Raw genomic sequence first — 22,784 nt, 5'->3', positions numbered from 1 at the left:
ATCTTTGCCTCTTAAAAAACCAGGGTGACGCGGGCGTAAACGTTGAGATGATCCGGGGCCAGATAGCTGGGATAGCTGACCGGAATGCCCAGCGTGAACTGGGTTGAGACGGTTTGATTGCGGGTGCCGATGCCGATTGCACTGCCCCACAAAGAACCTGAACCGTAAGGATCCTGCTGGTCGCGCTTCAGCCAGCCGCCATCCAGCGCCAGCGTGCTGTTGACCTGGCCGATAACCGGTAACGTTAGCAGGGTATAGTTCAGTTCATTGCGCAGATAACCGCCGACGTCGCCAGAGAGATACTGCTCTTTAAAGCCGCGCACTGAGCTTTCACCACCAATAGTCAGGCGTTCACTGCCATACAGACGATCGGGCGTCCACTGGCTATAAAAGCTGCTGAGCCACCACACATCCTGTGTTACCGGGCGCTGGAAACTGCCGCTGAGGCTCCATTTACGAAACGCTGCTTTTGGTAACGCGCCCGATTTACCCGCATCGCTCTCCGCATCAAACCACGGCATTCCGCGGCTAAACGTCGGATTAAACGTGGCGACGCCACCAAAGATTTTTTGGGTATGATTAACGCCAGCCTGCAGGCTGGTCAGCTTGCGACTGCTGCTCTGAAGCAGTGTGCTGTTGAGGTAGTTGTGGCTGACATAGTGATTCAGACCGAGTTGCACCCCGGTTTTGACATCTCCATTTCGGAACAGTACCCACGATCCATTCAGACGATGAGAAACGTTGTCTCCGTTGCTTAGCCAGCTGAAGTTGTTGTTAAGGAAGCTGCTGTGGTAGTTGCTCCAGCTGTAACTGTAATCCAGCAGACCGTAGCCATACGGCACGCTGACGCCAGCCTGGAGATTTTGCGCGTCACGCCACTCACTAAAGGCGCTACTCCGTCCTCCACTGACAAACCAGCGATCGGCAATGCCCAGCAGATTATTTCCTGTCAGTGAAGCGGAAAATTGCCCGGTGCCGGTGCTCTTCTGTCCGCTGTTGTCAGCGTTAAGCATCAGGGATAGCGGAAACTGCGGTTTAGCGGTGAGATTCACAATGGAATAGCCCGGCTGTGGCGCAGGCTGGATTTCGATCTGTACCGGCGTGTTTCGCACCCGGTTAATCTGCTCCATGCCCTGCTCAATATCCCGCAGGTTAAGGATCCTGCCTTCCAGACCCGGGAATGCCATTTTTAGCTGGCGAGAGGCACTGCCCTCAAGACGAATACTTTCCAGTTTACCTTCCAGCACCGTGATACTGAGCTTACCTTGTGTCAGGTCCTGTTCGGTTAAAAAAGCGCGGCTGGTGATATAACCGCGCTGAATATACCATTCGGAAATATTGCGTATAAGCTGTTTAATTTCACTTAAATGCAGACACTGATTCAGATAAGGTTGCGTGAGACGTGTGGTGGTCGCTTCAGATAACAGGCTTGCGTGCGCAATAATAATTTGCTGGATTGGAAAACAGGGGCCTTGTGGATCGTCCATAGACTGTTCAGGCAACGTCACCTGATGAGCATTTAGCAGCGTATCGCGCTGCTGCTGATTATCCTGCAGGCGTTGTTGCTGTTGCTCCTGAATCTGATCGCGGTCTGCCGGACTCAGCGGCGCAGCTGAAACCTGAAAAGTTATCAGTGCGGCAAGCAATATCCGCCACTTCCCTGTTTTGGCTATCATAGTTAAATGCTTAAGTAATTGTGATTGTAAGTAATCCATTTGTAAGGGAACGCAGAATAACATCTCAACAATCGGATAAAAGTGATAATGAACAAATAACGAGAATGGTTTTTTACAGCTAAAATAATAAGTAAGATGTCGTTACTTAAGTTAAATAGGCAGGTGTTTTGAATATTCTTATTCGTTTAATCGCTGGGTGAACTATTAATTCTTATGCTCAGGCTATTTCACCTGACGTCAGTATTTACTGTAATCCTTAACTAATCCTTTATCAGAATCTCTTTCTCCCGACCGGTTAGTGGTAGAGATTACGGGATTATCCGTGTTGAAAAGCGCAAAAAAACCGTGCCAGTTTGACTCTGGCGCTGGTCAGTTGTGATTTTTAATCGCTAGCGCAGCGTAAAACAGGGTTTACCGACTGTTTCCGGCATGGCTGCGTAATAACCAGCCGGAATTCTCCCGACGTTACCCGTCACAAATATTATATCCGTATAATTCAATACCCTGACTGCTAACCACCGCACATCGTTACTACTTGTGATGAATTTGTGATCTGCCTCGCCAACTCGATTCATTATGTGTTGTTATATTGGTTATGAGTCATCTCGTTACCAGGCTGTTCAGCTGTTTATTCATGACCCGCGCCGTTCAGGGACATGCGGCTTTCTGCTGGCGTTATTTCGACGAGCTGCTCGTAACCCTACAACCCTGAAAATTAAAAAAGGTAACGATATGGAAAGCCAGGATCTGCAACGCAAGCTCGGCTTCTGGGCCGTGCTGGCAATTTCCGTCGGAACCACCGTCGGTTCCGGTATCTTCGTTTCGGTGGGTGAAGTAGCAAAAGCGGCGGGCACGCCGTGGCTTACCGTGCTGGCATTTGTGATTGGCGGGCTTATCGTCATTCCCCAGATGTGTGTCTATGCGGAACTGTCTACCGCCTATCCTGAAAATGGCGCCGATTATATTTACCTGAAGAACGCCGGCAGTCGTCCGCTGGCATTTCTTTCTGGCTGGGCCAGTTTCTGGGCGAATGATGCGCCGTCACTCTCGATCATGGCGCTGGCGATTGTCAGTAACCTCGGCTTTCTGATCCCGCTCGATCCGCTGAGCGGCAAGCTGGTTGCCACCGGGCTGATTCTGGCTTTTATGCTGCTGCATCTGCGTTCGGTAGAAGGCGGAGCCACCTTTCAGACGCTGATCACCATTGCCAAAATCATTCCCTTTGTCATCGTGATCGGCATTGGCATCTTCTGGCTGAAAGGTGACAACTTTGTCGTCGCGCAGAGTACGGTAACGACCAGCGCTACAGCAGGCTTTATGGCACTGCTGGCGGGGATTTCAGCCACCAGCTGGTCTTATACCGGCATGGCGTCGATCTGTTATATGACCGGCGAAATCAAAAACCCGGGTAAAACGATGCCGCGCGCCTTGATTGGCTCCTGCCTGCTGGTACTGGTGCTTTACTCGCTGTTAGCGCTGGTGATTTCAGGTCTGATGCCGTTCGACAAACTGGCTGCCTCCGAAACGCCGCTCTCCGATGCCCTCACCTATATACCGGCGCTCGGTAGCGTAGCGGGTATTTTTGTCGCGGTGACGGCCATTATTGTCATCCTCGGCTCGCTCTCCAGCTGTGTGATGTATCAGCCCCGGCTGGAATATGCGATGGCCAAAGACAAGCTGTTTTTCAAAAGCTTTGCTCACGTTCATCCCCGATTCAACACGCCGGATGTCTCGATCATTTTGCAATGCGCGCTCGGCATTTTCTTTATCTTCGTTTCCGATCTCACCAGCCTGCTCGGCTACTTCACGCTGGTGATGTGCTTTAAGAACACCCTCACCTTCGGTTCCATCATCTGGTGTCGCAAACGCGAAGATTACAAACCGCTGTGGCGCACGCCCGCCTTCGGTCTGATGACCTTCGCCGCTATCGGCTCCAGCCTGATTCTTGTGGCGTCTACCTTCGTGTGGGCACCCGTTCCGGGGCTGATCTGCGCCCTGATTGTCATCGCTACCGGTCTGCCCGCTTACGCCTTCTGGGAAAAGCGCAATCGCCGTCTGGCTCACGTTTCTTAACCCTGTCTGGAGAGTTGTTTCATGTTGAATATTGATAAACGCAGTGTGGATTTTCTGGTAACTGAAAATATGGTACCGGAAGTTGAAAAGATTCTGGAACGGGATGTGCCGCGCGTTGACGCCATGGTTGATGAGATGGTACAGCGCGGAATCGATCGCATCTACTTTGTCGCCTGCGGGTCACCGCTCAATGCCGCCCAGACGGCAAAGCACCTCGCCGATCGTTTCTCCAGCCTGCAGGTTTATGCGCTGTCCGGCTGGGAATTTTGCGATAACACGCCGCATCGCCTCGATGCGCGCTGCGCGGTGATTGGCGTCTCGGATTACGGTAAAACCGAGGAGGTGATTAAGGCGCTGGAGTTGGGTGCAGCCTGCGGTGCGCTCACGGCGGCCTTCACCAAACATCACGACAGCCCGATTACCCAGGCGGCTGACCATGTCCTGGCCTATGAAGCGGACTGTATCTGGGAGATTCACCTGCTGCTCTGCTACAGCGTGGTGATCGGGATGATTACCCGTCTCTCACCGCATACCGAGATCGGCAAAATCAAAAATGACCTGCGTAAGCTGCCGCAGGCGCTGGGGCATCTGGTGCGCACATGGGAAGATAAAGGCCGTCAGCTTGGCGAACAGGCGAGTCAGTGGCCGATGATCTATACCGTATCGGCCGGTCCGCTGCGTCCACTCGGCTATAAAGAGGGCATTGTCACCTTAATGGAATTTACCTGGACGCACGGTTCGGTGATTGAGAGCGGCGAGTTTCGTCACGGGCCGCTGGAGGTTGTCGAGCCTGGCGTGCCTTTCCTGTTTTTGCTGGGCAGCGATGAGAGTCGTCATACCACCGAACGGGCAATCCGCTTCGTACGCGAGCGCACCGATAAGGTGATCGTAATTGATTATGCGGAGATTTCTCAGGGACTGCATCCGTGGCTGGCACCTTTCCTGATGTTCGTCCCGATGGAGTGGCTCTGCTACTACCTTTCTATTTATAAAGATCATAACCCGGACGATCGCCGTTATTACGGCGGATTGGTTGAGTATTAACCCTTTTGCCCGGCCTGATGAAGGCCGGGCGCTGCGACCAGGAGAAGCGAAATGAAAAAGGATGATGCAGGTGCAGGTGCAACAACGCAGCCTGACGGGATGATGCGGTTAGCGACGGTGGGCGATAACTGCGTGGATATCTATCCGCAACTTAACAAAGCCTTTTCCGGCGGTAACGCGGTGAATGTCGCGGTCTACAGCAGACGTTATGGCATGCAGTCTGCCTGCGTGAGCTGGGTCGGTGACGATGAGTATGGCGCGCTGCTGAAGCGTGACCTGCTGCAACAGGGTGTTGATATTTTTCATCTTTACACTAAAACGGGCGTGACCGCGCAGACCCAGGTCGAGCTGCGTGACAACGACCGCATGCTGGGCGATTACACCGAAGGCGTCATGGCGGAATTTACGCTGAATAATGAAGACCTGGCCTGGCTTAACGACTTTGATATGATCCATTCGGCTGTCTGGGGGCACGCGGAGTCGGCGCTGCCGGGGTTAAAAGCGGCGGGCAGGATCGTCTCCTTCGACTTTGCCGATAAATGGGAAAACCCGTTGTGGCAGAGCTTGCCGCCGCATCTTGACTACCTGTTTGCATCGGCGCATGTCGAATCGGCCTGGCTACGTGACCGACTGCAAACCGTAGTAGAGTGCGGCGCGGGCGTCGCGATTGCCACGCTGGGCGAAAATGGCAGTCTCGCCTGGGATGGTAAGCAGTTCTGGCGTATGCCACCTGAACCGGTGAGCGTGGTGGATACGATGGGGGCCGGTGATTCTTACATTGCTGGCTTTCTCTGCGCGGTTGCTGCCGGCCTGCCGATCGCACAGGCCATGCGGCAGGGATCGCGCTGTGCCGCGCGGACACTGCGCTATCATGGCGCCTGGTAATCCCGGGGTTGGCGTGACGCTGGGCGCGCCAACCCCTATGACTCCGCCATAAAGCCTCCTATAATCACCTCCACTGTTTCCTACTGTCAGGGTCGACTCATGCCAGCGACGGCGCGATATTCACATCAATTGCTCTATGCCACGGTACGTCAGCGCCTGCTGGATGATATTGCGCAGGGCGTTTACCAGCCGGGCCAGCAAATCCCGACCGAAAGCGACTTATGCAGCTTGTATAACGTCAGCCGCATTACCATTCGTAAGGCGATAACCGAGCTGGTTAACGATGGCGTATTGATCCGCTGGCAGGGAAAAGGCACCTTTGTGCAGCGTAAGAAGGTTGAGAACGCGCTGCTGACGGTGAGTGGCTTCACCGATTTCGGCGTCTCGCAGGGAAAACCGACGCGTGAAGAGGTGATTGAACAGGAACGTGTCAGTAGCGATCCCTTCTGCGAACGGCTGAATATTGCCGGTAATGGCGAGATGTTTCGCCTGCTGCGGGTGATGTATCTTGATAACGAGCCGCTGTTTATCGACTGTTCGTGGATCCCGCTCTCGCGGTATCCCGATTTTGACCGGGTGTATCACGTTGGTGCGTCAACCTATAAACTTTTCCAGCAAAAATATGACAGTCGCGTGGTCAGCGACAAAAAAACCATCGACATATTTACCGCCACCAAAGCCGAAGCGCTCAGGCTGCAGTGCGAGCTGGGCGAACCGCTGTTTCGCATCAGTAAAATCGCTTACGACCAGAACGACAAACCGGTGCACTATTCAGAGCTGTTCTGTCGGGCAAACCGGGTAAGCCTGACAATTGATAACCATCGTCACTGAAAATCGGCGTATTGGCGGGGAGCATGCTGAAACCCGCCCTGACGTGATCCCTGCCGCACGCGATCGCGCTGGCTTTCCGATCGCAGGCAACAGCACCCCCGCAGCGTGACGGAATGAATAGCGCTCACCCGGCGGTGGCGTGGTGGCACCGGGTGAGCTGACCGGCTTCGGCTACCGTTCTGTAAGCAATGGCGGAACCGTGGGCACTTCAGGTGCGGCGTCAATACCTTGCTGCGTCATGCGAAACGCTTCAGGATAGTGCTCGCGCTGCGTGCGGCGTGCCGGTTCGGTGTCCCGCCACGTGTAGAGGCAAAGCTGACACTGATAAACGGTCCAGATACCTTTTACGGGTGACGTCGCCATCGTTTCAATATGCTCGTGGGCACAGCGTGGACAGATCATTTGCATCTCCTTATCAACGGTTAGCCAGCATGGCGGTCAGTTTCTCTACCCACTGCGCGGTTTCTGGCAGATCCTTCACCGGCTGGCTGTAGTGGCCGCGGGTATCGGGCGCAACCGGGGTGGTGGCATCGATAATCAACTTATCGGTAATACCGGCCGGGCTCGAACCCGGATCAAGTTCCAGCACCGACATATTCGGCAACTGCACCAGATCGCCGGCAGGATTCACTTTGGATGACAGCGCCCACATCACCTGCGGCAGGTCGAACGGATCCACATCTTCATCCACCATAATCACCATTTTCACGTAGCCCAGACCGTGCGGTGTGGTCATTGCACGTAAACCCACCGCCCGCGCAAAGCCGCCGTAGCGCTTTTTGGTTGAGATGATGGCGAGCAGCCCGTGGGTATACATCGCATTCACTGCCTGCACTTCAGGGAACTCGGCTTTTAATTGCTGATAAAGCGGCACACAGGTGGCCGGGCCAATCAGATAGTCGATCTCTGTCCACGGCATGCCGAGATAGAGCGACTCAAAAATGGGTTGGGTGCGGTAAGAGACTTTATCGATACGCACCACGGTCATATTCCGGCCGCCCGAATAGTGACCGGTAAACTCACCGAACGGGCCTTCAATTTCGCGCTTGCGCCCTTCGATCACCCCTTCCAGAATCACTTCCGAACCCCAGGGTACATCAAAGCCGGTCAGGGGTGCCGTGGTGATGGGATAGGCCGTTTCCCGTAGCGCCCCCGCCATCTCATATTCAGACTGATCATATTTCAGCGGTGTGGCGCCCATCAGGGTAATAATCGGGTCATTACCGAGGGTGATGGCGATAGGAAGATCCTCACCACGCTCTTCTGCTTTATGCAAATGGAGGGCGATATCGTGCATCGGGACCGGTTGCAGGCCGAGTTTGCGTTTGCCTTTCACCTCCATGCGGTAAATGCCGACGTTTTGCTTGCCAAAGTGGTCAGGATCGTCGGGGTCGCGGGAGACAACGCAGGCTTTATCAAGATAAAAACCGCCATCACCATCGTTGAGGCGGAACAGCGGCAGGATATCGAACAGGTTGATGTCATCATTGTCTACGCTGTTTTCTGCCCAGGCTGGATTCTCACGTCGTTCTGGCGCAACCGGGAAGTTATCCCAGCGGCGGATAAACGCATCAACCTGCTGTTTCACCGGTGTGCCGGGTGGCAGGCCGAGTGCAATGGCGTGGTTCTGCCACGAACCCAGCGTGTTCATCACCACATGTGCGTGGTTGAAACCTTTAATCCGGTTAAAGGAGAGTGCCGGCGCGCCTTCCCCAATGCGGCCGGTGGCATTCGCGGCGGCGGCGATATCGGGTTCGGCATTGACCTCTTCGTCGATGTGCAGCAGTTGTCCCTGCTCGTCAAGTGCCTTAAGAAAGCTGCGTAAGTCGTCAAACGCCATGATCAATCCTCCTGTTGAGCGCAATCGCAATGCGGTGAAGCGGCCCGATGTAATCCCTGCCAGCGCTGCGCCAGCGGAAAATCGAGACCAAACTGATCGAGGACGCGCGCCACAATGTGGTTAGTCACGTCATCAATCGATGTGGGGTGGTTGTACCAGGCGGGCATCGGCGGCACCAGCGCGACGCCCATGCGGGAAAGCGCCAGCATATTTTCCAGATGGAGAGTGCTGAGCGGCGTTTCGCGTGGCACCAGTACCAGCTTTCTTCCTTCTTTCAGCACCACATCGGCTGCGCGGCCAATCAGTCCATCCGCATAGCCTGCCCGGATACCTGCCAGCGTTTTCATGCTGCAGGGGATGACGATCATCCCGTCGGTACGAAACGACCCCGAAGAGAGGGTCGCTGCCTGATCGGCGGGGTTATGCACCACGTCAGCCAGTGCGGCGACATCACGTGGGCTAAAAGCCGTTTCCAGTTCAATGGTGGTCTTAGCCCATTTTGAAATAATGAGATGTGTTTCAACCTCAGGTATTGCCTTCAGCGCCTGCAATAACGCGATAGAAAGTGGTGCACCGGTCGCGCCGGTCATGCCGATGATGAGTCGCATCAAATCCCTCCGGAAATACGTTCGTACACGAACTTTGTATTTACACTAGCCCCCGGGATGAGAGTCGGCAACCTTATGTGGCCAAAAAGTTCGTATACGAATGTTTCAGCGTGGAGGCCTGTCAAACGTTCAGGTGTCGGACCGAATAGGGTATTCTGGCGTTTTACGGCGCGCAAGCGGTTCGCTTAACTATGAAAAATCAACTCGGCAATATCCCTTTTCACCTGATGCGTCAGCTGCTTCAGGAACATACTGCCCGGTGGCAAAGGTCGTTGCCGGAACTCACGAAGCAGCAGTTTTCAGTGCTGTGCGCGGTCGCGGATAAACCCGGAATTGAGCAGCTCGAGCTGATGGATGAGGCCCTGATGACCAAGGCGACGCTGGCTGAGCTGCTGGTGCGCATGGAGAAAAAAGCGCTGTTGATCCGCACGCCAGGCGAAACAGATAAGCGTCGACGGCTGATTACGCTGACGGCGCAAGGTCGTGCGGTGCTGGAGCAGGCGCGTCCCCTTGCCGCAGCCGTCGACGCCACTTTTCTTTCCCGGCTTAACAGCGGACAGCAGCAGCAGTTAATCACGCTGCTGCAATCGTTGCTGGCTGAACAGTGAGTATTACTGCGGAAAGACATTATCACGGCCGCCATCAGGCGGCGTCGATCCACCTCCTGACAGCTTACAGCGGCCGGTGACCCGGCCAATCATTTCAGCGCCTCACTGGCCGCTTTGGCAATGGCAATTTCATTCGGGTTGGCTGAGCCGCTGACGCCAACCGCGCCGGTGACCTGATTATTGACGGTCACCACCGATCCGCCGCCCAGTGGCACCATTCCGGGCAGCGTGGCGATGGCGGGTTCAGCGCCATTGGCACGCGCCATATAGCGATCGGTTGAGGTGCGATAAAGCGCGGCGGCACGTCCTTTCTGAATTGAAGAGTCGATACAGCCGACAGGCGCATTATCCATCCGCTTAAATGCCAGCAATTGACCGGACTGATCCAGCACCGCGATGCAAACCTGCGCATTGAGGGTCTGCGCCTGCTTTTCAGCCCGGGCAATCATGTGCTGTGCATCTTCAGCGCTGAGGATGGTCTGGGTCAGGGTAGCATCAGCTGTCGCTGTCCAGAGCGTGGCGAGCATGCAGAGCGAGGTACAAAGTGATTTTTTCATTGTTTCTCCTTTTACCGGTTCATTTTTTTGGCGTGATAATGCCTTGCCAGCAGGCCGATCAGCAGTACCAGCAGACCCAGAACGATCCACGGCGCGCGCTGCAGCCAGGGATTGTTTTTCGGCTGTAGCAACACCTTTTCTACCTGCCCGTCGGTGACAGCGTGATCGGGCTTACCAAATCGGGTTGAAACGTAATCCAGCAGGCGTGTCAGCTCGCCACGGCTCATCTGATGGGCGAAGGCAGGCATAAAAGCGTGCCCGGCTTCAGTGGTCCGGTTGACCCCTTCAGCAACGGTCATAATCAGATTGGCCGGATCGGCGGCAATCACCGCAGCGCTGCCGGTGAGTCGCGGGAAGGATTGCGGATTATCGTGAGTGCCTTCGCCGTTTGCCCCATGACAGCTGGCGCAGGCGGCATTGTAGAGCTGCGCGCCACTCAGATGATTACCTGATATCGCGTCATCGAGCGTCGCCGCCGGCCCGGCTTCCACCGCCGCCACGTTAAGTTTGTCCGGCGCGGCGAGCACCTGAGGTTTTGCCGGCGCTTCTCCCAGCGTTAACAGATAGCGGGCGATGGAGTGACGGTCGTTATCGGTAAGGCGTGAGAAAGAATTCTCAACGGCAGTGCCCATTTCACCCGCCGCAATGGCTTTGCCCGGCAGCGAACCGGTTTTGAGATAGGTGGCCAGTTCCTGTTCTGACCAGTCATACAGATGAGCCTGGGTCAGATCGGGGGCATTCCAGCTGCCGACTTCGCCTCCACCCAAAAAACGCCCGTTGTCCTCTGCCATCATCAGGTTGCGCGGCGAATGGCAGCTGCCGCAGTGCCCCAGCGTTTTCACCAGATATTCACCGCGCGTTTCGCTGATTCGATCCGCAGTTCCGGCGGGCAACGCTTCCTGAGACAAAAACAGCCCATTCCAGACGGCCATCATCGATCTGACAGAGAACGGAAACGGCAGTTGTGTCTCAGGCACGCGGTGATCTTCAGCCGGAACGCGGTAGATGAAGTAGTCATAGAGCGCGTCGATATCCGCATCGGTCATCGATGCGAAGGCGGTGTAAGGCATTGCCGGATAGAGATAACTGCCATCCGGCCGCCGGCCTTCCCGCATCACGCGCCGAAAGTCGCTCTGCGAGTAACCGCCGATGCCATTCAGCCGTGAGGGGGAAATATTGGTGGCGATGATATCGCCCAGAGGTGATGAGATGCGGTAACCGCCTGAAAACGGGTGGCCATTATCGGGATTCCGGTGACAGGCCGAGCAGTCGCCAGCAATCGCCAGATATTCACCCCGCTTAAGCGTCGCCTCATCAGGTGTTGCCCGCACCAGCACCGGAAGCAGCAACAGCAAAAACAGTATCATTCGCATCATCACAACTCCCGAACCAGGGTGTCAGCCAGCCGGAGCGCCAGCGCGATGCCGGTCAGCGTCGGATTCACCGTGGCAGACGTTGGCATTACCCCGGTGGTGGCAAGAAACAGATTAGGATGATCCCAACTGCGGCAGTGTGCATCGACCACCGAGTCGCGCGGGTTGTCGCCCATAATCGTGGTGCCCATGATGTGATACTGATTACGCCATCCTGTGGGTGCTTCCACTATCTCGCCATTAAAAGCCATCAGAAAATTAGCGAAATCCCGGTAAGCCTGCGGGCGCATGCCGCGAACATAGCTGTCCAGCTGATAGTTCACCTGCAGCATGGGTAATCCGATAGCATCACGCCGACTCGGGTGCGGAATCACGCGATTGGTGGGGCTGGGCAGAGTTTCGCTCATGGTGCTGATGTTCATAATGCGTGAGGCGCGATCGCGAATCGCCGCATCAAGTTCAGGTCCCATCAGGCCTTGCTTCAGCAGTGACGGTGTCACGTCAATATTCGGCACCAGATTGCGCAGCGAGTAGCGAATGGCAGAGTGTTGCGCCCGGCTCGGCTCATCGCGGCGGGTGGCAATAGTGCCGTGCTGAACCGAGCCGCGCCCTGTCCAGAGCGGTTCATCTGCCAGAAACGTCATGCTTAAGCCGGTGTGATCCATCAGGTTGCGGCCAACCTGATCGGAACTGTTCGCCACCTCCGACATCAACAGCAATTTTGCTGTTTCCAGGCCATGGGCAGCCACGATGAATTTTTTCGCGCTGAGTCGCACATTACGTCCGTCAGGTTTGCGATAGTGCACCGCAACGATCTGATTATCTGCACCCTTTTCCAGCTGCCACGCCACCGATTCAGTGCGCAGATCAACGCCCAGCGCCACCGCTTTATCCACATGCATATCGCCGGAATACATGGCGCCAATAGGACAAACCGGTTCGCAGTTATTGTTGCCGGCACAGGCTGGACGACCATCGTAAGGCTGTGAAATCCGCGCATGGGGTTCATGGATCACCTGATAACCGAGCGGGCCCAGCTTTGCCTGCATCCGCTGCACCATGTAGGGTTTGGCTTCCGGCGGCAGAGGATAAGGCGCGGAACGCGGCGGCCATGCCGCCCGGCTCTGACCGCTTTGATCCTCATCAGCGCTGCCCACTACGCCAATCTCACGCTCGGCGAGCAGATACCAGGGTTCGAGATCGTCATAATCTATCGGCCAGTCGCGGCCAACGCCATAAACGCTTTTTAGTTTGAAATCATTCGGCAACAGCCGCCAGCAGGCCGATGCCCAGTGGCGGGTACTGCCGCCAGCCACTTTCAGAAAGCTGGTGACATACTGAAAATCTGCATCGCCGTGCGCCTCAATGTAGCCATCGGTATAACTGTTGGGCGCCCAGGGTAAATTCGGATAAGGCGCGCACCAGTTACGCTTGCTGGCGCTGTTGCGGTAATTTTCAACCACTTTCCAGCGTGGAATGTAAGGCCCCGCCTCCAGCATGATCACCGACTTGCCGGCTTTGGCCAGTTGACAGGCTGCGTTGGCGCCCAGTGCGCCAGAGCCAATAATCACTACGTCGGCATCATACTGCGTCATGATTTAGATCCTCTGCGCGATTCAGCAGACGCCTCGCCTCAGCATGGGTTCTGGCTCGCCCTTCCACCATTGCCAGCCATTCAGGCTGCGGCTCGGTGATAACGCCAGCTGCACGCGGAGAATCGCTGCCCCAGGCGGTGATATTTTCCGGCATCGGGGGTGCAGTTACGCCCTCTGGCACTGCCTGCCAGTAATCAGGTCCGCGCTGTGAATAGGAGGGGCGAGGCGTAACACCGGCCGTCGGCTCATACATCAATGCCGAGAGGAACGAAACAAACTGTGCATCGTCAGTAGCGCGGGTCGTGGCAGGGTCTCCGGTATAGCCCAGATACCACGGCGTGATGATGGCCAGCGCGGTTGTGACCTCCGCTTCGGTAAGCTGCGCGAGACGCTCTTCCGCTGGCAGGTGGATATAGCGGCGTAAGCGTTCAGCCAGCCGCGCAAGCTGCTGGTCGAAATCGCGCGCCTGGCCGGATAACAACCGATAAAGACGCTGACTGATGGCCGGATCAAGCCCCTGTCGACCGGTTAAGGTCTGGCTGACAAAGAGTAATGTCTCTTCACTGCCGGACCCAGCCAGCGCAGCAGGCATAATGGCGGGCACACTGATAATCACGCTTGATGAAATCATCATGCGCAGGAATGTACGCCTGTTCATTTTTCCTCCAGGTGTAGGTTGGGTAACAAAGAAAGCGGATTAAACGGCGTATTTTTTATTTTGAATCCGCTGGTTCAGCCATGTATCGAGGCTCCAGGGGCCGGCACCGTGAATTATTAGCATCAGGAATCCGGCACAGCAGGATATATTTTTCAACCACACCATCAGATGGGCGTGCGAATAACCGGGGTAAAAAAGGAATGCGGAAAGCAGTGAAAAAGAAACCATAAAGATACAGACAAAACGGGTTAAAAATCCGATTGTTATGGCGATGCTGCCTGCGACTTCCAGCAAAATCACCCACGGAAGAAAATAATCAGATACGCCGTTTTGATGCATTAACATTACGTTCTCATCGTAATGAATTATTTTATCGATGCCAGAGGTGAAAAAGAGTGCGACAGCGAGCAGGCGCGATAACGCCCAGATAAACATTTTATAATTTTTCATTTTTTATTAGCTTGAGGTAAGCGTTGTTATTTTAAAATAGGCCTCAAACAATAAAATATTTTTGACTTTTTGTGCGGTGATTCATTTCACCGCATCGGCATTGCGTTTAAGTCTGCTTCACCACTGCCAGCGTTTTTCAGCCAGCTCAACCAGCAATCGCGCGGCCGGAGTCAGTTCGCTCAGTGACCGGTATTGCCAGCCAAAAGTCCGCGGCATAATCACCAGCGGCAGGGTAATTTCAACCAGCGACGGCTGGGACATCTCCTCCTGCAACAGACGGCGAGAAACAAAACTCAGCAGCTGAGTCTGCGCCAGTACCTGGCGAAGCGGCGACAGGGTATTACTCTCCATCTGCACCCTTGGCGCGGCATATCCGCCGCTCAGCAGACGTTGTTCAAGCCACTGCCGGGTCGCAACCTGCGGCGCGGGTAATAACCACTGAAAGCGGTCCAGCTGTTCAGGGGTCGGGTGCAGACCCGCCAGCGGATGAAAGCAGCTGGCAGCCACCACCACAGGATCTTCCATCAACGGGCGGGTGATGAATTCATCGCTCTTATCCGGTAAAAATCCCAGAATTAAATCCAGTTTGTTTTCCCGCAGCCGTGACTGCAGCAGATCGTTCAGTCCAACCTGCACTTCAAGCACCACGGTAGGCGCCTGCTGCAGTAATTCGCGGGTTAAATGCGGCAGCATAAACTCGGCTGCGGTAGCCGCAACGCCGAGGCGGATCACGCCGGCGGTTCCCGCGCCGAGGGCATTTAAATCCTGCTGCGTCACCTGCATCAGGTGCAGCACTTTTTGAGCGCGTTCACAAAGTAGCAACCCAGCTTCCGTCAATTGTATCCCGCGCCCCACCTTCAGAATCAGCCGCGTTGAGCACGATTTTTCCATCCGCTGAATGCACTTTGTCAGCGCCGGCTGGGTGATACCAAGGGCTTGCGCCGCTTTGCCAAGATGGGCCGTTTCACGCACTACCGCCAGGTAACGCAGATCTTTGAGCTCCATTCATTCCTCGCAGGAATCGAATCATAAAGAACAGAGAATATTATTTATCAATTCAACCTGCCAGGCTAAATGAAAATTAACACTGGAGTAACACATGAGCTGGAGAATCCTGATGACCGCCCCGACCTTAGGGGCTGGAGGACAACACGCACTGGCCGAGGCAGGATGCGAAGTACATTACCTGCGTGACAGCCAGGAGGCTGCCGAGGTTGAAAAAATCATGGCGCGCATCCCGTTTGATGCGGTTATTTCCCGCACCGTTGCCCTTTCCCGGCGTGCCATCACCGCCTGCCCGACCCTGAAAGTGATTTGTAAACATGGCGTTGGCGTAACCAACATTGATATTGACGCGGCTACCGAACACAACATCCCGGTGTTGACCACGCCCGGTACCAATGCGCAGTCGGTCGCTGAGCTGACTGTCGGCTTAATGCTGAACGCGGCACGCCGCATAAGCTGGTATCAACAGGAAATTGAGGCGGGCCGCTGGACCCGCAACGGCGGCGGGATTGAACTCAGCGGTAAGACGCTGGGTCTGGTGGGCTTCGGTGAAATTGGCCAGCGGGTCGCACGTATTGCAGGCGCAATCGGGATGCGCGTCTGCTTTTACGATCCGGCGGTTGAAGAACCTCAGACCATGCTGCCTGGCGAACAGGTCAGCTCACTGGACAGCCTGCTGACCCAAAGCCACGTCATCAGCCTGCACTGCCCGGTCAATGCGGCAACACGTCAGATGCTGAACAGCCGCACCCTGGCGCTGTTACCGGCTGGCGCATTGATCATCAACACCGCGCGCGGTGAGCTGGTCGATGAAGCCGCGCTGGATGCGGCCCTGCGTGACGGTCAGCTGTTCGCCGCCGGGCTGGATACCGTCGCCTCGGAGCCTCTCCCCGCCGATCATCCTTTTCGCTCGCTGAATAATCTGCTGCTGACGCCGCACATTGGCGGCTCGACGCCTGAAGCGCTGGACGCTGTAGCGCGGATGGCAGCGCGTCAGTGTCTCGATTTTCTGGAAGGTCATGCGGTAAATCCAGTGACCTGTGTTAACCGAACTGTCCTTAAGGAACGCTCATGACAACCGATAACCGCTGGCCTGCTGGCTATTTTATTGGACAACGTGGATCCCTGCCCGATGCTGAAACCATCGATGCCTTTCGCCGTTTACCGGTGCCGAATATTGGTGACTGCATGGGACGCAGCTGCGGCGCATCCGGATTACAGGCTTATCATAATGACCCGCAGCAGGTACTCTGCGGCCCGGCGCTGACGGTCAAGGTCCGTCCCGGCGATAACCTGATGATCCACAAAGCGATAGAGATGGCCCAGCCGGGGGATGTTCTGGTGATAGATGGATCGGGCGATCTCACCCAGGCATTGATTGGTGGCCTGATGCGCACCTCCGCGCTGGCGAAAGGTATCGCGGGTTTTGTCATTGATGGCGCGATTCGGGATATCAACGAATGGGCAGAAGGCGGCGTCGCTCTCTGGGCGCGGGGAAATACGCTGCGCGGGCCTTCGAAGGAAGGCCCTGGCGAAATCAACGTCACCATACAGTGCGCGGGGCTGGTGGTGGCACCAGGCGATTTAATTGTTGCCGATGCGGATGGCGTAATTGCGATTCCGCAGCAGCAGCTCGCGTCTTTACTGCCGCGGGTACGTGAGCATGAGCAACGCGAAGCGCGCATTCGCGAAAATAACCGCCAGGGCACCGCCGATCCGGAACGTTTTAACGCCATTTTACGTGCTAAGGGGTGCCCGCTGTGATCAATAAAAAACATACCCGCTCATTCAGCATGCTTACCCTGCTGACGACAATGATAACAGCTCCCTACGTCGCGGCTCAGGATCAGCTGCCGGTTCAGCTGCCGGTTCAGCAGGACAGTCGTTTACAGCAGGTTGAAACCTCACCGCGCGTCTGGAATGGCGTCACGGTCAGCGCGGATGGGCGCATTTTTGCTTCACTGACCCAGTCAGAAGGCACCGGTTTGCAACTGGCTGAAGTCAAAAACGGGCAACTGGAAGCCTGGCCAGACCAGGCGTGGAATCAATGGGACAGCAAGGATCCGTCGCATCACTTTTTACATGTTAATGCACTGCGATTTGGCCCTGATGGCGATCTTTGGGTCATGGATGCCGGCAATACAGGGATCGGGACCGGCGACAAAGCGGTGGAAGGCGGTGCTAAACTGGTGCGTATCAATATTCAGACGCGCAAAGTTGTGGCGACCTATATCTTTAAGGCACCCACACTCAAGCCCGCCAGCTATCTGGATGATGTCCGTTTCAATGGTGATTTCGCCTATATTACCGATCCCGGCGCGGTCGGGCTGGTAGTGCTTAACCTGAAAAATGGCCAAAGCTGGCGCGTGCTGGATAATCACCCGCTCTCTATCGATCATCAGCCAATCTATGCCGATGGGAAAAAACTATTCTTACGCGACGGGCGGGAAAAGCGGGTAGGCCTGGATCAGCTTGAAGTCTCTCCCGACGGCAAATGGCTCTATTATCAGGCTATCCCCGGCCCGATGGCGCGAATAGAAACCCGCTATCTTAATGATGCGACGTTAACGGCTGACGAGGTTGCCCGGCATACGCAGAAGTTTGTTGAAACCTGGAGCACCGGTGGCACCGCTATTGATGCTGACGGCAATCTCTATGCATCGGATATCAACACGCGCGCCGTGAAACGTATCACTCCGCAGGGGGAGGTGAGCACCGTGATTCAGGATCCCCGGCTGGTCTGGATCGATGCGATGTGGATATCTGAGGGACAGCTCTGGATGCCATCGGCACAGATTAACCGGACGCCGGCAACCACCGGCGGTAAGCCTTCTGTGGTTGAGTACCCGGTTAAGCTCTATCGTCTGAGTCTGCCTGTCGCGCCATCGCCGCGCGATCATCAATAATTCAACGGCCCGTTTATTCGGGCCAGATAAACGGGCATTAGCCAGAAAATCATTAACAGTTCGCAGGCGTAAGTATCGCCTTTTATCACCATCACCCTGCGTGATTTTAAATTTTCAAAAAATATGAGTCAGCGCACATGAATAATATTTTTATTGATTGTTAATGGCTGTCTTTTTTTCTGATAATGGCTGGCTCATTAATAATAATGTTAGTGCATATCGCATTGAATGAATTAACATCCGATACGTTTTCTGTTTGTCGCTGACGGACGGGCGGTCTCCCTGCAACAGGATAAAATATGTTACTGATTATCAGTCTGCTCATGATAACCGTGTTTATTGCTCTGTTAATGACCAAAAAACTCTCTGCCCTGACGGCATTAATAATGGTGCCCACTCTGTTTGCATTATTAGCAGGGAACGGTTTAGAGACGGGCGATATGGTAATTAAAGGATTGCGCACCGTTGCGCCAACCGGCGTCATGCTGATTTTCGCTATGCTCTATTTTATGAGCGTAACGGACGCCGGCATGTTTGATCCGATCATTAAGAAAATTGTTTCAGCAGTAGACGGCGACCCGGTAAAAATATTTTTCGGGACGGTGCTGCTGGGTTTTATCGTCGCGCTGGACGGTGATGGCGCAACTGTATATATGATTGTGCTTTCCGCGTTTCTGCCAATCTATGAACGCGTTGGGTTATCAAAATTAAAAGCAGCGTGTTTGCTATTACAGTGTACCGGCCTGGGCAATATGTTTCCCTGGGGAGGCCCAACGGCACGGGCTGCAACGGCGGTACATGCAGAGATCAGCACGCTGTTTGTTCCCTTAATGCTGCCCCTGCTGGCGTGCGTCATCTGGACTTTTGTCATGGCGCTTATACTGGGACGGCATGAACGTAAACGCATAGCCTGGAACGGCGATTCCACAGAAAAACCCCCGCTGGTGTTCGAAGCGAAAGCCTGTGCAAGCTGGCGCTTCTGGACAAACTGGGTATTAACCATTGCACTGATTACACTGCTGGTGCTGGATTGGGTGCCAATGGCCTATCTGTTTATGCTGGCCACCGCAATAATGTTTCTGGTTAATTTTCCACGTCTCGATCAGCAACAGGAGCAGCTTGGCCGGCATGCACCGGCGATTCTGTCTGTCGCCAGCTTAATTTTTGCCGCGGCAGTATTTACCGGAATTTTTTCAGAAACAGGGATGGCAGATGCGCTGGCGCAGGCGATTGTAAATGTTATTCCAGCCGCAGCAGGTCCTTATTTAGCGGTGATTACCGCATTAATCAGCGTTCCGGTGACCTGGCTGGTTTCAAATGATGTTTTTTATTTTGGTATGTTGCCGGTTCTGGTCCAGGCTGCCAGTCATTATGGCATTGCGCCGGTAGAGATGGCTCGTGCTGCGCTGGTAGGGCAGCCGGTACATATATTAAGCCCGCTGGTGGCGTCGACCTATCTGCTGGTGGGCATGCTGAAACTGGATTACGCGCAAACACAGCGATTCACCTTGCGCTGGTCATTTATTACCAGTGTCGTATTCTTTTTAACCTGCCTGCTGCTGGGTGCCTTTCCTTTGTACCAGAGTGTTTAATATTAAAAAATAACAGGGTGATCGTTGTAAATATTACCTTCACGGTCTGGCTGATAAGCCTCAATGACTTCAGAGATAATTATTTCCGGAATGAAGATAATATCGTTCATCAGATAGTCTGGCCGAATTGCCTTGTTGATCGGCTTAATACGCTGCTGAAGCTGCGCGTTCCAGGTTGTGGTGTAATACACAACTTCAATATGCAGATTTCCAGGGCTGTTAAAGTCATTTTAATCTGACCGGATGCGCCACTTTTTTAGAAAAAATCATGTGTTGATAATTAACGCGTCGGTTACGGATGAAAAAATAAAACGGCTGGCCAGCGCCTGAAAGATTATCGGTATCATCGTCTGAAATTAATGGGCCTCCAGTGGCAAAGTAAACTCAGGTAAGACGTCACCATAAAATCACCTGAACGGGCTACCAGCGGGCATCAGCAGCCCTCACCTTTTTGGTTCTCGCCGCATGAATGAATGATTGCTGTTCATTTTTATACTGACTTCGTATAATTGTACTTATACGAAGCCAGATCTGAGAAGTGATGGCAGAACAGGCCAGCGCGGCGCAAATCACGGCCGAAAAATGACAACGCTACGCGAATTCTGGCCGGTTATCCCCCTGCCTGAATCTCAGAATTGGCGTAGCGCGTTCACCGGAAAAAACAGTCAATAAAAGAGCTACGATGACAAAGTTAAGCCAGCTGGCGAATCTGACTATTCCACAGCATGCGGATATCACGGAACAGCTTAAACAGTTCGTTCAGGATAAAGAGGCCTTTTCGCCTAGTACCTGGCGACAGTTGCTAAGCGTAATGCGCATCTGTAGCCGGTGGGCAGAGGATAATCAACGCAGTTTTCTGCCTATGACCGCCGAAGATCTGCGGGATTACCTCTCGTTTTTATCAGAAAGCGGAAGGGCATCTTCGACCGTGACGTCGCACGCCGCGCTGATCTCGATGTTACACCGTAACGCCGGGCTGCCTGCCCCTAACCACTCTCCGCTGGTTTTTCGTGCCATGAAGAAGATAAATCGGGTTGCGGTGATGAAAGGCGAGCGAGCCGGACAAGCCGTGCCGTTCAGACTGAGCGATCTGCTGGCGCTGGACAAACAATGGTGCAGTTCGGACCATTTGCAGGCGCTGCGTGATTTAGCCTTTTTACACGTGGCATATTCAACCTTACTGCGCATCAGTGAGCTGGCACGGCTACGGGTGCGGGATGTCACGCACGCCGCAGACGGCAGAGTGATCCTCGACGTCGGCTGGACCAAAACCGTTGTTCAGACCGGTGGTCTGGTTAAGGCGCTGAGTTCCCGCTCAACACAACGGCTTGAGGCATGGATTGATGCGGCGGGACTGGCCAGCCAGCCTGATGCTTATCTGTTTAGCGCGCTGCACCGCTCGGGTCGGGTGATCACCAGCGGGACGCCGATGAGTACCCGAGCGCTGGAACAGATTTTCTCCCGCGCCTGGTCCGCCGCCGCAAATAACGGTCCCGTAAACGCCAATAAAAAACGCTACACCGGCTGGAGTGGACACAGTGCCCGTGTCGGCGCTGCGCAGGATATGGCAGCCAAAGGTTACTCTATCGCCCAGATTATGCAGGAAGGCACCTGGAAAAAACCGGAAACCCTGATGCGCTATATCCGTAATGTTGATGCCCATAAAGGCGCGATGGTCGATTTTATGGAACAGCACACTGACTGACCGCCGCTAACGGATGAGCCGTTCTCATTTTGCCGTGAGAAGTTATCCACAGAAAAAGTGGACAGCCTGTGTGTAAGCCGGTACTCACTGGCCGGATGTGCCTGACAGATCAGCAAGATAGCCTGTTTACAGGCAACTGCCGCGGGTGCCAGCGGATGAGCAGGAATAACCGCCTGTCACGGCAGGCTAATGGCCTGTCAGGCGTTGAAAATCAGTTCGGATGAGATCTGCATCAGGTCTGCCGCGCGCGCATTGTTAATAAGCCGGCGGAAGGCTCGGAAGGCTGAATCCACATCCACCAGCGGCCTTTACAGCGCCGCCGGCGGGAGGAGCCAGCGTTACTGTGCGAAGCTATCCTGTTTACCACAACTGCTTTTGCAGCCACCGCAGCCCGAGCCGCTGGTGACCACCGGCAGCGTAAGCGGATGCTGTTTTATCCGGTTGCCCGATTTGCGCATGGCCAGCAGGATCAGCGCATTCACCGCGATCACGCCGATCAGGCAGCTGGCGCTGAAGGTGGGATGTTCGGCAAACGTCACGCTCTGATAAAACAGCGTGGCGGTGGTATAGGCGATATTGAGTCCCCAGAAGAAGGAAAACAGCATCCAGTTACGGCCCGCTTCGCGTGAGATCGCGCCCATCACCGATACGCAGGGAACGTACAGCAGGACAAAAATCAGGTAGCTGTAGGCGGCAATGCCGTTGCCAAATTTGGCCGACATCACGCTCATCTGGCCGGCCGCCATTTCGCCATCCCCTTTGCTGGCATCGATAGGGTGAGCCAGCGCATCGATACTGAACGCGGCTGTCAGGCCAGCCCAGGTCTCGGTCAGCGAATCCTTCAGTTCATCAATCAGACTGAACGCCTGCGGGTCAAACGTGCCACTCTGTACGGCTTCGCTGGTATAAAGGCTGTTTAGCGTACCCACCACCACTTCTTTCGCCATGATGCCGCTCACTAATCCGACCGTTGCCTGCCAGTTATCCGGCATCACGCCGATAGGCAGCAAAACCGGTGTGATCTGCTTACTGGTGGTGGCCAGCGCAGAGTGATTGATGTCGTCGACCGGCTGTCCGTTAAACGAAAAGCTGGTCAGCACGCCGATTAACATACTGACCAGGATAATCACCCGACCGGCCCGCACCACAAACATTTTCAGACGCTGCCAGGTCTGGATCAGCAGGCTTTTGAGATGCGGTCGGTGATAAACCGGCAGCTCCATGATAAACGGTGAGGCTTCGCCACCCAGTAAGGTGTGCTTGAGTATTAAGCCGGTTACGATCGCCACCACAATACCCAGCAGATAGAGTGAAAAGACCAGGCTGGAGCCATGGGAACTGAAGAAGGGGTCCGCTTGGAAAACGGAAATTATCCCAC

At 54.7% G+C, this 22,784-nt stretch carries 20 protein-coding genes and 1 pseudogene; 10 read left to right on the top strand and 11 right to left on the bottom strand.

Annotated features, from left to right (window positions below; all coding sequences use genetic code 11):
* Window positions 1-11: 11 nt before the first annotated feature.
* A complete protein-coding gene (locus tag AC6I8D_RS23580; RefSeq protein ID WP_497821090.1) occupies window positions 12-1,676 on the bottom strand; it encodes a ShlB/FhaC/HecB family hemolysin secretion/activation protein in 1,665 nt (554 codons plus the stop codon).
* Between the two features lie 732 nt (window positions 1,677-2,408).
* On the opposite strand from AC6I8D_RS23580, the gene frlA reads away from it, so the two are divergent.
* The 4 genes from frlA (at window position 2,409) to AC6I8D_RS23560 (ending at window position 6,509) form a co-directional block, all read left to right on the top strand.
* Complete coding sequence (gene frlA, locus AC6I8D_RS23575; RefSeq protein WP_497821089.1) at window positions 2,409-3,749, top strand: fructoselysine/psicoselysine transporter FrlA; 1,341 nt, start codon at window positions 2,409-2,411, stop codon at window positions 3,747-3,749.
* Between the two features lie 21 nt (window positions 3,750-3,770).
* Window positions 3,771-4,793, top strand: coding sequence for a fructoselysine 6-phosphate deglycase (frlB, locus tag AC6I8D_RS23570; RefSeq protein ID WP_497821088.1), 1,023 nt, complete (start codon window positions 3,771-3,773; stop codon window positions 4,791-4,793).
* A 99-nt stretch (window positions 4,794-4,892) separates the two neighbouring features.
* Window positions 4,893-5,678, top strand: a complete 786-nt coding sequence (frlD, locus tag AC6I8D_RS23565; protein ID WP_497821153.1) for a fructoselysine 6-kinase — start codon at window positions 4,893-4,895, stop codon at window positions 5,676-5,678.
* A 99-nt stretch (window positions 5,679-5,777) separates the two neighbouring features.
* Complete coding sequence (locus tag AC6I8D_RS23560) at window positions 5,778-6,509, top strand: GntR family transcriptional regulator (RefSeq protein ID WP_312056703.1); 732 nt, start codon at window positions 5,778-5,780, stop codon at window positions 6,507-6,509.
* A 171-nt stretch (window positions 6,510-6,680) separates the two neighbouring features.
* Here the strand turns inward: AC6I8D_RS23560 and AC6I8D_RS23555 are convergent, their stop codons facing one another.
* The 3 genes from AC6I8D_RS23555 to AC6I8D_RS23545 are packed head-to-tail and all read right to left on the bottom strand — an operon-like array spanning window position 6,681 to window position 8,957.
* The gene (locus tag AC6I8D_RS23555) at window positions 6,681-6,911 is read right to left on the bottom strand and encodes a non-oxidative hydroxyarylic acid decarboxylases subunit D (protein ID WP_312759943.1); all 231 of its coding nucleotides are present in this window, start codon (window positions 6,909-6,911) and stop codon (window positions 6,681-6,683) included.
* Between the two features lie 13 nt (window positions 6,912-6,924).
* Window positions 6,925-8,349 carry a non-oxidative hydroxyarylic acid decarboxylases subunit C gene (locus tag AC6I8D_RS23550; protein ID WP_312056700.1) on the bottom strand — a complete coding sequence of 475 codons (1,425 nt, stop codon included), beginning with the start codon at window positions 8,347-8,349 and terminating at the stop codon, window positions 6,925-6,927.
* A 2-nt stretch (window positions 8,350-8,351) separates the two neighbouring features.
* A complete protein-coding gene (locus AC6I8D_RS23545) occupies window positions 8,352-8,957 on the bottom strand; it encodes a non-oxidative hydroxyarylic acid decarboxylases subunit B (protein ID WP_312056699.1) in 606 nt (201 codons plus the stop codon).
* A 191-nt stretch (window positions 8,958-9,148) separates the two neighbouring features.
* On the opposite strand from AC6I8D_RS23545, the gene AC6I8D_RS23540 reads away from it, so the two are divergent.
* Window positions 9,149-9,565: a MarR family winged helix-turn-helix transcriptional regulator gene (locus AC6I8D_RS23540; RefSeq protein WP_312056698.1), complete on the top strand. Its 417-nt coding sequence runs from the start codon at window positions 9,149-9,151 to the stop codon at window positions 9,563-9,565.
* An 89-nt stretch (window positions 9,566-9,654) separates the two neighbouring features.
* Here AC6I8D_RS23540 and AC6I8D_RS23535 read toward each other — a convergent pair whose 3' ends face one another.
* The 6 genes from AC6I8D_RS23535 to AC6I8D_RS23510 form a co-directional block, all read right to left on the bottom strand.
* Complete coding sequence (locus tag AC6I8D_RS23535) at window positions 9,655-10,122, bottom strand: GlcG/HbpS family heme-binding protein (protein WP_312056697.1); 468 nt, start codon at window positions 10,120-10,122, stop codon at window positions 9,655-9,657.
* Window positions 10,123-10,133: 11 nt separating this feature from the next.
* A complete protein-coding gene (locus AC6I8D_RS23530) occupies window positions 10,134-11,498 on the bottom strand; it encodes a c-type cytochrome (protein WP_497821087.1) in 1,365 nt (454 codons plus the stop codon).
* Window positions 11,498-13,090, bottom strand: coding sequence for a GMC family oxidoreductase (locus AC6I8D_RS23525; protein ID WP_312056695.1), 1,593 nt, complete (start codon window positions 13,088-13,090; stop codon window positions 11,498-11,500). The genes AC6I8D_RS23530 and AC6I8D_RS23525 overlap by 1 nt, the downstream gene beginning before the upstream one ends.
* Window positions 13,077-13,748 (bottom strand): sugar dehydrogenase complex small subunit, encoded by a 672-nt coding sequence (locus tag AC6I8D_RS23520; protein WP_497821086.1) that lies wholly within the window; start codon window positions 13,746-13,748, stop codon window positions 13,077-13,079. The genes AC6I8D_RS23525 and AC6I8D_RS23520 overlap by 14 nt, the downstream gene beginning before the upstream one ends.
* A gap of 39 nt (window positions 13,749-13,787) precedes the next feature.
* Window positions 13,788-14,198, bottom strand: a complete 411-nt coding sequence (locus AC6I8D_RS23515; RefSeq protein WP_312056693.1) for a DoxX family protein — start codon at window positions 14,196-14,198, stop codon at window positions 13,788-13,790.
* Window positions 14,199-14,315: 117 nt separating this feature from the next.
* A complete protein-coding gene (locus AC6I8D_RS23510) occupies window positions 14,316-15,203 on the bottom strand; it encodes a LysR family transcriptional regulator (RefSeq protein WP_312056692.1) in 888 nt (295 codons plus the stop codon).
* Between the two features lie 94 nt (window positions 15,204-15,297).
* Between AC6I8D_RS23510 and AC6I8D_RS23505 the strand changes: the two genes are divergently transcribed.
* The 5 genes from AC6I8D_RS23505 to AC6I8D_RS23485 all read left to right on the top strand — a co-directional run bounded on the left by AC6I8D_RS23505 (window position 15,298) and on the right by AC6I8D_RS23485 (window position 21,406).
* Entirely contained in the window at window positions 15,298-16,278 is a 981-nt protein-coding gene (locus AC6I8D_RS23505; RefSeq protein ID WP_312759956.1) for a hydroxyacid dehydrogenase, read from the top strand.
* Window positions 16,275-16,967: an RraA family protein gene (locus AC6I8D_RS23500; protein ID WP_312056690.1), complete on the top strand. Its 693-nt coding sequence runs from the start codon at window positions 16,275-16,277 to the stop codon at window positions 16,965-16,967. Before AC6I8D_RS23505 ends, AC6I8D_RS23500 begins: the two co-directional genes overlap by 4 nt.
* Window positions 16,964-18,109, top strand: a complete 1,146-nt coding sequence (locus AC6I8D_RS23495) for an L-dopachrome tautomerase-related protein (protein ID WP_312056689.1) — start codon at window positions 16,964-16,966, stop codon at window positions 18,107-18,109. The genes AC6I8D_RS23500 and AC6I8D_RS23495 overlap by 4 nt, the downstream gene beginning before the upstream one ends.
* A 299-nt stretch (window positions 18,110-18,408) precedes the next feature.
* Window positions 18,409-19,701, top strand: a complete 1,293-nt coding sequence (locus AC6I8D_RS23490; protein ID WP_497821085.1) for a CitMHS family transporter — start codon at window positions 18,409-18,411, stop codon at window positions 19,699-19,701.
* A 682-nt stretch (window positions 19,702-20,383) separates the two neighbouring features.
* Window positions 20,384-21,406, top strand: coding sequence for a tyrosine-type recombinase/integrase (locus AC6I8D_RS23485; RefSeq protein WP_497821084.1), 1,023 nt, complete (start codon window positions 20,384-20,386; stop codon window positions 21,404-21,406).
* Between the two features lie 338 nt (window positions 21,407-21,744).
* Here the strand turns inward: AC6I8D_RS23485 and AC6I8D_RS23480 are convergent.
* A pseudogene (locus tag AC6I8D_RS23480) lies at window positions 21,745-22,779 on the bottom strand (nucleoside recognition domain-containing protein); the annotation flags it as partial.
* Window positions 22,780-22,784: the final 5 nt, after the last annotated feature.

This window comes from Pantoea sp. X-Soil-MYKO-1785, assembly GCF_059730675.1.
This window is presented reverse-complemented; position numbering and strand designations above follow the sequence as displayed.